This is a genomic window from Candidatus Nanosalina sp. VS9-1 (genome assembly GCF_047555085.1).
Taxonomy (GTDB): Archaea; Nanohalarchaeota; Nanosalinia; order Nanosalinales; family Nanosalinaceae; genus Nanosalina.
In genome coordinates, this window is the sequence record NZ_CP180230.1 from 1,034,945 (window position 1) to 1,046,238 (window position 11,294).

The window sequence follows — 11,294 nt, forward strand, 5'->3', positions numbered from 1 at the left end:
CTATGCCTGAAGACGAAAATCGGGAGATACTGAATACTTTAGCCAAAGGAGCGGGCATAACCGCCTTCGGAATGTTCGCTTCAAAGTTTCTGACGTATCTCTACAGAGCCTTAGTTGGAAGGACTCTCGGCCCTGAAGCCTACGGGCAGCTTGCACTTGGAATAATGATTGTTAATATTGCCGTAACTTTCTCAGGAGGGCAAATACGTAATGGCCTCAAAAAGTTTATACCCGAGTACAGAGAAGAGAGAAACACAGCTGCTATCAAGGGAATAGTCATTTCAGCACTAGGTATAAACATTATAGGCTCCATAATAATTGGATTGACAATATTTTTCTCCGCAGAATTCCTCGCTAATCAGATTTTCAAGAATCCTGCACTAGTGCCAATAATCAAAGTATTTGCATTTGTGCCTCTGATATCAAGACCCTATAACACATTCATAGATACAACTATCGGATTCAATACCGCAAAGTACAAAGTTATCACAACTAATTTCTTCCAGAACATAGTCCAGCTCATTGTAACTGCAGTGCTTATCTACGTCGGCTTTGATGTCATGGGGGCTGTTTGGGGATGGGTTGCTGGAGTAACACTCGCTGGAATATTAGGATTCTACTATATGGAGAGAAAAGTTGGTCCTATACTCACAAGCGGAGAGAAACCAGAATACCATGGCAGAGAATTAGTCCGTTACTCGTTCCCCCTCATGCTCTCAGGGATGGTGAGCATATTCATGGGATGGACTGATACCGCATTCCTCGGATACTACATGAGCGAATCCGTAGTAGGTCTCTACAACGCAGCCTTTCCAACCGCAATGCTGATACTTATACCGATACAGGCTCTCGGAAGCCTTACACTCACATCCTTTGCAGAACAGAACACTAAAGATGAAAATCCAGGAAAAACCCTCAAAACAACAGCAAGATGGGTATTCATATTCACATTTCCTGCCTTCCTCATAATGACGCTCTACTCAAGCGAATTACTACACCTCCTATTCGGCTCCAAGTTCGCATCTGCCGGAACTGCACTAGCAGTACTGGCGCTCGGAAACATGCTGGGCGCATCAACAGGACATATCGCCGATCTACTGAAATCAAAAGGGCACACAAAACCAATATTCTACAACAACATCGCCAACGTAGTGCTAAACATCATACTCAACATCGCACTCATCCCAACGTTAGGCATGCTAGGCGCAGCAATCGCCACAGCATCCTCAAGCATCTTCATGAACTTCCTACTAGTAGCAGAAACCTGGAGATACGAAAAAATACACCCATTCACCAGAAAAATAATCAAGCCAGCAGCCGCAGGAACAATATCCCTAACAGCCACCTACCTACTCTTCCACCAGCTAATCTCTCCTGCACCGTACTGGCTGCTTATACCCGCAGGAATAATCTTCCTAGGCCTCTACACACTAATACTCCTCAAAATAGGAGGCCTCACAGAATACGATCGTGAAATAATAACTACAATAGGGAGAAAAATCGGATACGAGAAGGAAGTAGAAAAAATGCTTAAGACTCTGACTTAATCAGGTAAAAATCTTCAACTTGTCAATCATACTCTCAGCTTTTTCCTCTAATCCCTCAAAAACTTCCTCAGCCTCCTCTTCACGGAAATCCGAGTTAATCCTAATATTCTCTTCACTGTAGCCTCTGATAACTTTTTCACCATCCTTTTCTACAGAAACACTGTCCTTCGTAAAGTCATATATCATCTCGCCCTCCACAAATTTTGGATTATTGGCGATATCCCTGCCAGGATACTCGGTAATAGCATACTCAACCTCATCTATAGGCTTCAACGTCCCGTCTGCAATATCAATAATATGATCATGTAGCTGTCTGGTCTCTACCTGATATTCTATGTTCTTATTCACATCTTCAGGAAAATCCTCAATTAGGGGTACGCGAGTAACTTCATCGTGAAGACTACCGAAATGCTCAAAGTGATCATGCTCTCCGAATGCTTCTCCGTGATCGGATGTTATGATGAACACTGTATTCGGATAATCCTCTTTAATACTATCATAGAGCTCCTTAATCTTCCCATCAAGATACCTCTGCTCGCCTTTGTAGAGATTTTTCATGGTCTCCAACTCCTCATGATTCACATCCACATCATTCCTGTAAAAATGCGGCGTATGACGCCTCACATACGGAGAGAAACTAGCAAGAGATGTAAGCGATAGCCACTTCTTTTTATTATCTAAAAACTTATGGGAATAAGGAAAGGGTGGGCTATAAGGGTCATGCACCTCAAGATAGTTTATAAACATATAAAATGGGTTGTCAGATGCATTAGCATGATTTAAAGCAATCTCATTAGTTCTCTTCGCCCCACTATCATTTAGGAGTAAGACCTCTTTAGTAAGATATTTGCCAAGGTTAAATATACCTCTGAAACCTTCCTCTCTGTAACAGGACTTTACTGCTGCACCAAATTTTCCAAAAATACCCTCAGCTTTTTCTATATCCTCCATCACCCCAATCTTGCTCATGTAATTCGAATTCACATAGTCATATCTGTCAAAATACTCATCAAAACCATACTGAGGCCAGAGAAATGGAACATTTACAACACCTATCGTCTCATAACCTCTTTCTGAAAGATGAGAAGGAAACATATCCAAATTTCTCAAATCGTCTTCCGCTGTCATGACTCCATGATGATGTTGATGTTTGCCTGTAAACATTGATGCATGTGAGGGCATAGTCCATACCGCCTGAGACACCGGCCTCTCGTACTTAACACCTCCTTCAGCCAGAGAGTCCAAGAAAGGACTTGTTTCGTCTTCACATCCATAGCAGGAGAGAGTATCTGCCCTGGCTGTATCCATAACAATATGAACTATATTCGGTTTTTCACTCATTTTATCTTGTCCTCGTTATCTGTTAACTCCAGAATTTTATCATAAAAATCCGTGATATGCGGAGTCTCATCTCCAAACAGCTCTCTATTACATGAATAAAAAGCATTCTTGTTATGTTCATGTGGACCTGATTTTTTCTCAGGACGACCATGATCCGACATGAAAATCACAGTCCACTCATCACCATACTCCTCAAGAATCTGCCCGGCAATATCATCAAGTCTTTCATATTCTTCTTCTAAATCTCCAAGACCTGTATCCTGAAACGCATCAGGGTCATGAAGATGAAGCATGATAAAATCCCAAAAATCCTTTGAAACATCAAAGAAAGCAGGCTGAGTAGCAGTCCCCTGGCGCAACCTTACTTCAGTATCATGTCTAGACTCTTCTACAAACCTTTCTTCTCCATAATATCTTACAACCGCATGAGGTAAAGCCACGAGCCAGTACATAGAAGGATTATAACTAGGAACATACAGCGGCAATGAAGCATCAATCTCTTCAAAAATAGTCTCTACCTGCAAATCATCTCTTATATAATTAGTATCCTCCAAGGACTTGCTTTGCTTAATTACATCTCTCAAAGTCCGAAATCCACGAACATGACTGACCAAAAAATCAGGAATCAAGTGCTTCGAAATCTTATCTCTAAAAGTAAGCTTCTTCGAAAGGCCTTCAACGCCATGGTCTCTGTAAGTTTCACCTGTAATAAACGAAGCGAAAAGCTCACTAGTCATCCTATTCTTGATTCCAGTAGAATTATCTATATCCCCGAACTCCTCTTGTGGGATATTTTCAAGATCAAACTCTTCTACCAGTTCTTTATCCATTCCATCAAAAGCCACAACTAGAACATTTTCCGTCATTTATTTCCACACCGCTGTTATGACTTTAACATCTCTTTCCTGGATTTCTTCGTCTTCCTCAGCTTCCTCTATACTCTCAATCTCATATCCGAGTTCCAGTATTTTCTCTTTAACTTTTTCTGTTGGCGAATCAAAAACACCATGAGTCTCCACTATCAATACTTCAGGCCGAATTTCAAGACTATCCAGTATTTTCAACTCAGCTCCTTCCACGTCAATTTCTAGAACATCACATTCGGGAAGATCCTCTACAGGCATAACTTCGGCGTTCATCTCTTCCCCGAACAGGTTCCCTTTCTCTCCTACAATTTTGTGATGAACTGAAATATCTTCTTTTTCGTTAAATCTCAGCGTCCTTCGAATCTTTTCGACCTGCTCACCACTTGCCTCATATACAGAAACATTTTCAGGTGAAGTTATCTCTGCCGCATGAACTGCAGAAACACCTAGGCCTCCACCTATAATTATGACTTCGTCTCCAGAAGATACATTTTTCTCAAGGGAATTCAAAATCCCTTTTTCGTAAGTCTCATTGTTCAGTTCTTTCAGATCTAGAGAGGGTTGGAAAAACCTTGCTGAAGGCACTTCTACACCATTATAAACTCCCTTTCTAAGAGGCATAACTTCTTCCAAAAAATTCTGGTAAACGAACCTCATACCTCTCTTCAATAATAGAGAAATTCCTCCTTCTTTCACGGCTTTCCGAACTTTATTTTTCATTTTTCTCACTGGTTGAATTATCTCTTGATTCTTTTTCAGAATACCTGTCCATTATTTCTTGAAATTCTTCAGAAAATTTCGAAATAGAATTTTCCTTCTCAAAATTTCCTAATTTGTTCTGAAGCTCTTCCAAAATTTTTTCTCTAGCTCCATCTCCAAGGTCTGCGTATTTTACTCCTTCTGCAAGATCTTCAGCATCAAATTTTCTGATTAGGTTTTCGTCCACATTTCTTACGATTTCTTTGGCTCCGACATTCTCTGTGACTACAGGGATGCTTCCTGCGGCTATGGCTTCGAGTACTGAGATTCCGAAGGCGTCGGCTCTAGACGGTTGTACGTAGATTTTCGATGTTTTGAGTTCGTGTATGAGTTTTTCTTCTGGTACGTAGCCGAGGTTTTCGACATTTTTGTGGTATTCAAGGTCTGTCTTGTTTCCGATCAGCTTGGCTTGAAAATCTCCTTTCTCTGCTGCTTCCTCGAGTACGTCGGTTCCTTTCCAGCCGTTTTTTCTGGTGTGTCTGGCGACTGTTAGGATTCCTTCTCGTTCTTCTCCTGTTTCTTCCATTAGTTTTTCTTTCCTTTCCTCGTCGATGTACGGATTGATGACTTTGATCGGGCAGTCAAGGAAAGTTTCTGCCTGTTCTTTGATCCATTCAGAGTCTGCGATTGCTCCGTCAACCTTTTTTGCAGCCCATTTTTCGCCTTTCATTGCATCGTGACCGTTCTGAATCATATAGTAAGTTCCTCCAACTATCATACGAACTATTTTTGTCCCAGGCCGGATTTGTTTATGGAGTGCTGCTGTTCTGGTGCTTCCTGAATCTTCGCAGAGAAGTACATCGTACTTGAAGAGTTTTGGATGAATAGCCTGAAGAATTCCTAACTTTCCATGCTTTATCTGCATGAAGTCTGCGTCGACTGATTCTGCCCATGAGGAATGTACTTCATGTGGCTCTCCATTATGTAGGAATAAAACATCCATTCTGTAAACTAGTTATTGAAGCGAATAGATAAAAGACATCTGAACGAATTCCAGGACATGAGGATTGCTGTTGTTTATCCTAGGATCAGTCGTGGAATAGGCGGGATTGAGTCTGTTACTGATGAGATTCTTTCAGAGTTATCAGAAGAGGATGATGTTGTTTTCTTTTCTGTGGTCCCGGAGAAGTTTAGAGAGTCTCTGAGTGAGGAAGTTCTAGGGCGGATTGAGGTCAGGGATGTTGGATCGAATATTCGTATTCCTCTGCGTGATTCGGAGCGTTTCCAGTTGTTGAAGGAGAAGCTAATTCATAGAAGAATCGGAAGCTTCATGGAGGAGGAAAGCGGAGATTTTGACGCAGTTGTTTTTTCTGCGAAGTTCATGTATTCGGGGAATTTTGACTGTCCGACCATCCAATATGTTCATAATCCGAGTGTAAGTTTTCAGCGGAGTGAGTATTCCTCCAATCCTCTGAAATCTGTTTATGATAGTTTCCTGAATTTTCTCAGTTCTGACGTATTTGATGCAGACCTGAATCTGTTTAACTCAGAGTTCACACGTGAAACGTACTCCAGTATTTCAGGAGACGTCCTGTATCCACCTGTAGAATCCGATTTTTTTCCAGGCGATAAGGAGGATAGAGTCATCTGTCTGGGCCGGATTGCAAGGAATAAACGTATTGATGAGGCTATCGATATCGTTGCTTCTACCGAAAAAAATCTTGAGATGACAGTGATGGGTAGAACTACAGAAGGTACGCCAGAGTCTTATTTACAGAAACTTGAAAGCCGGGAGAAAAAATACGACTGGCTGGAGATCAAAACGGATGTTCCTCAGGACGAACTGGTTAAAGAAATGGCTAAGTCAAAAATCGGTATTCTAAGTACGAGGAATGAGCATTTTGGCATCGCTGCCGTGGAGTACATGAAGGCTGGTGCGCTTCCAATGGTACACAGTAGTGGAGGTGTCCAGAGCTTAGTGAATAAAGACAGATTCACGTATGAATCAATAGGAGAGGCCTCAGAAAAGATTGATGAGAATCTCGGAGAATACGATGAGTTGAGAGATTTCGTTATTGAACGCGGGAAAGATTTTGATGTAGAAAGTTTCAGAAAAGGAATCAGAGAATCAGTGAACGGTATTACCTGAATTCTTCAATAGCTTTTTCTAAAGCTGAGGTGCCTTTATCTAAAGATATATATTTTTCTGAAGTTTCAGGATTTTTCTTGAGTAAATTTTGGAGCTCAGAAGCATCTCCCTCTCTAAAAATTTTTTCTTTATCCAGTAGTTCTTTTGCGCCGGCTGCTTCTGTTGTGATTGCTGGAGTGCTGTAGTGCAGGGCCTCGTTGATGACTAGGCCCCATGGATCGTGATGTGTTGGGAGTACGAATAGATCCGCTGCATCAAAGTAGTTTGCTTTCTCCTGCTCCGATAAGTAGCCGACAAACTCTATCCTGTCGTCCTCTGAGGCCTTTTTCTTCAACTGTTTTTCGTATGGGCCTGTTCCTGCAATTACAAGCGTGTAGTCCTCATCGTCAATTCTCCGAAAGGCCTCAATTAAGTCTTGTACTCCTTTTCTTTCTTCTAGGTATCCTAGTGATAGGATCATTTTTTGGCCTGAGTAGTTCTCCTTCAGATCGTGATTTTCCGGCTCCGGCAGTAGTTTTTCCGGCATTACTTGTATCTGTGTCTCGATTTTTTCCTCCGCTACTCCTCTTCTCACAAGAAATTCTTCTGCCATCTCGGAAAAGGCGACGAATCTATCGGAGAACTTGAAAAGTATTTTTCTGTAACTCTCTTTGAAGCTTCTCCAGGCCTTTACAGGTATTTTCTTGAGAACTGAGTCTGGAATTTCCCTAGATTTTTCTGTATCTATAGTTTCGCTCCAGATTACTACAGGCCTCTGTTTGAGTTTTGCTACTGTTAGAATCGCGAACGATTGTAGAAAAGTTGATGGATTCTCGTTGATGAAGTATACGTCAAAATTTTCATTTAGTAGTTTCCAGAAAAATCCTGGATTGAATGTGAGTGGGCCTAGTTGAAAATTATCCAAAATTTTGTAGTCAAAGCCGTAGTCGTCGAATTCGGCTTCCCATTCTCTTTCTTCTCCTTTCCTGTGGAACCATACTTCTACATCGTATTCTTCATTTAGCTCCTCGAAAAGTGGAAGTCGGTACGGGGAAATAATGTTTTGATTGAAAAATATTCGAGTCATTCAACTAGCTCCAGAACCTTATCGTGGAAATCCATGATTTTAGGAGTTTGGTCTAGGAACAGTTCTTTGTTGGAGGAGTAGAAAGCGTTTTCGTTGTGTCCGATCTTCGCTGGCAGGCCATGATCGGACATGAATATTATGTAGTCGTAGCCTTTCTCTAGGGCCTTCTCCTTGATCTCTCCCGCAAGTTCATCCATCTCGTTGTACATTTCCCTGAGTTTCTCTTCATCGTAATTCGCGTCTTTATCGCCGTAGAGATGATGGAATGTATCTGATCTATGAAAATGCATCATTAGAAAGTCTCGAGCTGGAATAAACTCGTTTTCCAGTTCGCTGAATAATTTTTCTTTCCTGTGACTGAACTCTCTCGTGTCGTAGTGCTCCATCGTCTCTGCCGGAGTCTTTCCGAACCCTAGAGGTCTCAGATCTGCCTCTATAGTCCAGAAGGTCGAAGGATTATACCCTGGGACAAAGATAGGCCTTGAATTATCTATCTTCTCGAAAAGTGTATCGACTTTGAGGTCTTCTTTTTCCCATTTTGTCTCTTCAGCGTCAAGTGCCGATTTCAATGTCTCTCGTACCCTATGCAGTCCTCTCTTTGTTTCAAGCAAATTTTTAGGTACTAAAGTATCCAGAATTTCTCCACGAGAATCTTTCCACTTATTGAGGCCCTCAATTCCGTGCTCTTCCCAGTTAGTGCCTGTGATAAAAGATGCGAAAAGCTCAGAGGTGTAGATATTCTTCATCCCTGTCTGGTTGTCGATCGATCCGAACTCTTCCTGCCTAATATTTTCCAGTTCAAACTCTTCAATCAGTTCTTTGTCAAGTCCGTCGAAAGCGACTACAAGTACGTTTTCACTCATTTCTGTCAGGCCCTCTAGTTGTTATAGAGTTCTAGAAGTTTTTCAAGATGTACTTTAGGCCTGTAGTTTTGTTCATAGTCGTCACGAGAATTTTCTCCAAGAACTTTCCAGTCAACTTCTGTTGAAAGATTCCTGATCAGGCCTTCTACATCTTCTGATTTGAATATAAATCCTGTTTCTCCTTCTTCGACAAGTTCCGGGAGACCTCCACGATCTGAAACAATTAAAGCTGAACCAAAGGCCTTGGCCTCCAAGGCAACTAGAGGATTGTTTTCTCTCCATCTAGAAGGTATCACTACGGCTTTTGAATTTCTGTAGAGCCCTTCCAGTTTCTCCTCTGACACGTATCCGTGGACTGTTACTTTTCCCATACCTGAAGATTTTTCCTCTAATTCTTCTTTCATCTTTCCTTTTCCTGCTATTTCCAGCGGCGGAATATCGTAATCATCTCCTGAGGCTTTTCTGTAGGCCTCTACAAGTAGGTCCGGTGCTTTCCCGTCTTCAAGTCTGCCGACGAAGAGGAAGTGTTCTCCCTCGTAATCAGGTTCTCGGTCGGTTACGAAGTTAGGTAGATGTGTGGATGGTGTGTATCCGTTTTCCTCCAGTTCTTGTGTTAGAGCTCTCGAAGGAGCTGTGTATCTATTTATGACGTTTTCTCTCAGTTTTTTTAGGTATCTCTGTGTGCCTCTGTCCAGTGTTTTTCTTATCTTTCTCTCAAATTGATTCATTTCATAGGCGTACTTGTCTTTCAGTGAGACGAAGCCAAAGTCATGTACAGTCTTGACAACTTTCTCCCCTCTTAGGCCTTTCAGGACTGCGACAGGAGCCACTACATTCTTATTGAGATGTACTACATCAGGATCAACTTCTTCCACAACTTGCTGGACTTCTCTCTTGATCCTTCTGTTGTAAAAGTACCTGTTCTTCAATTTAAGTACAGGATTAGAGGCCTCTTCGATACTGTAATCAGATTCATCCGAATCATCGAGCGTCAGTGTTTTGACTTCGTGATCCTCTTCAAGCTCTTCTTCAAGGCCTCTAACATAGTTCTCTGCTCCTCCAAAGGAGTAGTGGTCGTTCACTAGGAGAATATTCATTTCTCTGTTTCCTCTACTACTTCATTTATTTTTTCATCGAATTTGTTAACGAATTTGTCCCAAGTGTATTCTTTTGATCTCTTTTTCCCTTTCGCTCCCATTTCCCTGACTAGTTCCTCGTCTTCAACCAGTTTTTCCATGGCTTCTGCCATCTCGTCCGAGTTATCGACTAAGAGGCCTGTCTCGTCCTGTAGGACTGATTCTGTTGGGCCTCCTTCGTTCACGCTTATAATCGGCTTTTCGTAGCTTCCGGCTTCTATCGGAATGATGCCCCAGTCCTCGTTGATGGCGCAGAAAAGGATTGAATACGCATTCCTGTACAGGTCTTCCCATTCGTCGCCGGGAACATCACTTTTGACTTCTACTCCTTCTATTCTTTCTGCTCGTTCCTTGATCTCTTCATAATATTCTTGCTTTTCCTCGTTGACTCCTCCGGCGATCACTAACCTGAAGTCAGTCTCGGGATTGTTTTCCCTGAATTTTTCATATGCATCTAATGTGAGGTCCTGACGCTTGTAGTATGCGAACCTGGATGGATAGAAAAAGTAGTTGTCGTATCTGTTACCGGAGTTGTCGGATGTATCGGCTCCCGGATGATTGATCGATGTCTTTTCCTTATGGATTAAATGATCTGAAGTGGCTCTCTCCTGTGTAGTTCTTGAATTGAAGATCACGTGATCGAACAGTTTCCATGCCGGCCTTTCTATTATTTCATATACGCGTGTGGCCAGTCTGTAAAAATTCCTCTTCAGCAATCCTGAGTTCTCGATCTTGTGCCTGTATATATCCTCGTCGTGTACAGGCCTCAAAGGTGTATGACAGAATCCTATCAACGGCTTTGAGTGATTCCTGTAGTTGATGACTTCCGCGACTCCTCCTGTAGACACAACCAGCGCATCGTGTTTCTTCATCGGAAGCTTGGAGATCATCGCTCCAAGCGTAAATGTGAGGCCTCTGAAGATCTCTCCTATTATCGGTAGGCCTCCCAGCTCCACCACGTTATGCTCCTCGAACTCGTCGTACGTATCTTCCGGTACGTACTTGTTAGTATATACTGTGATGTCGTGCTCCGAGTTCTCCAGGAGCTTGAGAAGTACTTTCTCTCCACCGCCTTTGCAGTGGATCCATGCGTGGTAGATCGCCAGGTCCATACAGAAGTATTGTGTGATGTAAACTTGAAGTTTGTTACGCGAGAGATGAGAGAAGACTGAACACAAAACGGAACAATCCCTCGATAAATCTTCCGATCCCTAGAACGATGGCAGCAATCAGATTTGCCACTGCCTCGTGAGAATCCTTCGCGTCTGATCGTCGATGGTGTGAATGACTCACTGATCTACAGTTCCGAGTGAAGATTTTTGAACTAGACGGAAGGCCTCTTTTTAGTCATAACTAAGTAACATCTCCACTTGAAATCAGGGGGTGGTTTTGGTAGATAATCGATGGATAAATTCAGAGAAACTCTTAGCTTCAAGCCTGAAACTCAGATCGTTTCGAGAAGTTAGTTTGAGGCCTGGAACTCGAAGAGAAATTTCTAGAATATAGATAGTTTCTAGAAAGATCAAGGAGTAATCACGGCAGATGAAAATCGAGTGTCAAGTGCAGATGAACCAGAGGTCAAACGACAGGTGTCTGGAAAAACGTGTTTTCAGGCCTTGTTCCGTAC

The 11,294-nt window shown here is 42.2% G+C and carries 10 protein-coding genes; 2 read left to right on the forward strand and 8 right to left on the reverse strand.

Features of this window, described 5'->3' with window-relative positions; genetic code table 11:
- Nucleotides 1–2 precede the first annotated feature (2 nt).
- Entirely contained in the window at nucleotides 3–1,547 is a 1,545-nt protein-coding gene (locus ACK3SF_RS05870) for a flippase (protein ID WP_414837767.1), read from the forward strand.
- Here ACK3SF_RS05870 and ACK3SF_RS05875 read toward each other — a convergent pair whose 3' ends face one another.
- The 4 genes from ACK3SF_RS05875 to ACK3SF_RS05890 all read right to left on the reverse strand — a co-directional run bounded on the left by ACK3SF_RS05875 (nucleotide 1,548) and on the right by ACK3SF_RS05890 (nucleotide 5,456).
- Nucleotides 1,548–2,888: a sulfatase gene (locus ACK3SF_RS05875; RefSeq protein WP_414837768.1), complete on the reverse strand. Its 1,341-nt coding sequence runs from the start codon at nucleotides 2,886–2,888 to the stop codon at nucleotides 1,548–1,550.
- The gene (locus ACK3SF_RS05880; protein WP_414837769.1) at nucleotides 2,885–3,754 is read right to left on the reverse strand and encodes an alkaline phosphatase family protein; all 870 of its coding nucleotides are present in this window, start codon (nucleotides 3,752–3,754) and stop codon (nucleotides 2,885–2,887) included. The genes ACK3SF_RS05875 and ACK3SF_RS05880 overlap by 4 nt, the downstream gene beginning before the upstream one ends.
- Nucleotides 3,755–4,375, reverse strand: coding sequence for an FkbM family methyltransferase (locus ACK3SF_RS05885; protein WP_414837770.1), 621 nt, complete (start codon nucleotides 4,373–4,375; stop codon nucleotides 3,755–3,757). It lies immediately after the preceding gene.
- An 88-nt stretch (nucleotides 4,376–4,463) separates the two neighbouring features.
- Complete coding sequence (locus ACK3SF_RS05890; protein ID WP_414837771.1) at nucleotides 4,464–5,456, reverse strand: glycosyltransferase family 4 protein; 993 nt, start codon at nucleotides 5,454–5,456, stop codon at nucleotides 4,464–4,466.
- 15 nt (nucleotides 5,457–5,471) lie between these two features.
- Between ACK3SF_RS05890 and ACK3SF_RS05895 the strand changes: the two genes are divergently transcribed.
- Complete coding sequence (locus tag ACK3SF_RS05895; RefSeq protein WP_414837772.1) at nucleotides 5,472–6,602, forward strand: glycosyltransferase; 1,131 nt, start codon at nucleotides 5,472–5,474, stop codon at nucleotides 6,600–6,602.
- Here ACK3SF_RS05895 and ACK3SF_RS05900 read toward each other — a convergent pair.
- The 4 genes from ACK3SF_RS05900 to ACK3SF_RS05915 are packed head-to-tail and all read right to left on the reverse strand — an operon-like array spanning nucleotide 6,595 to nucleotide 10,779.
- A complete protein-coding gene (locus tag ACK3SF_RS05900) occupies nucleotides 6,595–7,668 on the reverse strand; it encodes a glycosyltransferase family 4 protein (protein ID WP_414837773.1) in 1,074 nt (357 codons plus the stop codon). The genes ACK3SF_RS05895 and ACK3SF_RS05900 overlap by 8 nt on opposite strands.
- Entirely contained in the window at nucleotides 7,665–8,531 is an 867-nt protein-coding gene (locus tag ACK3SF_RS05905) for an alkaline phosphatase family protein (RefSeq protein ID WP_414837774.1), read from the reverse strand. The genes ACK3SF_RS05900 and ACK3SF_RS05905 overlap by 4 nt, the downstream gene beginning before the upstream one ends.
- A gap of 14 nt (nucleotides 8,532–8,545) precedes the next feature.
- Nucleotides 8,546–9,628: a glycosyltransferase family 4 protein gene (locus ACK3SF_RS05910; protein WP_414837775.1), complete on the reverse strand. Its 1,083-nt coding sequence runs from the start codon at nucleotides 9,626–9,628 to the stop codon at nucleotides 8,546–8,548.
- Nucleotides 9,625–10,779 carry a glycosyltransferase family 4 protein gene (locus ACK3SF_RS05915; RefSeq protein ID WP_414837776.1) on the reverse strand — a complete coding sequence of 385 codons (1,155 nt, stop codon included), beginning with the start codon at nucleotides 10,777–10,779 and terminating at the stop codon, nucleotides 9,625–9,627. The genes ACK3SF_RS05910 and ACK3SF_RS05915 overlap by 4 nt, the downstream gene beginning before the upstream one ends.
- Nucleotides 10,780–11,294 lie beyond the last annotated feature (515 nt).

What these genes read in the sequence shown, in the direction of transcription:
- ACK3SF_RS05870 (WP_414837767.1), top strand. Translation starts at nt 3, where the DNA reads ATGCCTGAAGACGAAAATCGGGAGATACTGAATACTTTAGCCAAAGGA.
- ACK3SF_RS05875 (WP_414837768.1), bottom strand. Translation starts at nt 2,888, where the DNA reads ATGAGTGAAAAACCGAATATAGTTCATATTGTTATGGATACAGCCAGG.
- ACK3SF_RS05880 (WP_414837769.1), bottom strand. Translation starts at nt 3,754, where the DNA reads ATGACGGAAAATGTTCTAGTTGTGGCTTTTGATGGAATGGATAAAGAA.
- ACK3SF_RS05885 (WP_414837770.1), bottom strand. Translation starts at nt 4,375, where the DNA reads ATGCCTCTTAGAAAGGGAGTTTATAATGGTGTAGAAGTGCCTTCAGCA.
- ACK3SF_RS05890 (WP_414837771.1), bottom strand. Translation starts at nt 5,456, where the DNA reads ATGGATGTTTTATTCCTACATAATGGAGAGCCACATGAAGTACATTCC.
- ACK3SF_RS05900 (WP_414837773.1), bottom strand. Translation starts at nt 7,668, where the DNA reads ATGACTCGAATATTTTTCAATCAAAACATTATTTCCCCGTACCGACTT.
- ACK3SF_RS05905 (WP_414837774.1), bottom strand. Translation starts at nt 8,531, where the DNA reads ATGAGTGAAAACGTACTTGTAGTCGCTTTCGACGGACTTGACAAAGAA.
- ACK3SF_RS05910 (WP_414837775.1), bottom strand. Translation starts at nt 9,628, where the DNA reads ATGAATATTCTCCTAGTGAACGACCACTACTCCTTTGGAGGAGCAGAG.
- ACK3SF_RS05915 (WP_414837776.1), bottom strand. Translation starts at nt 10,779, where the DNA reads ATGGACCTGGCGATCTACCACGCATGGATCCACTGCAAAGGCGGTGGA.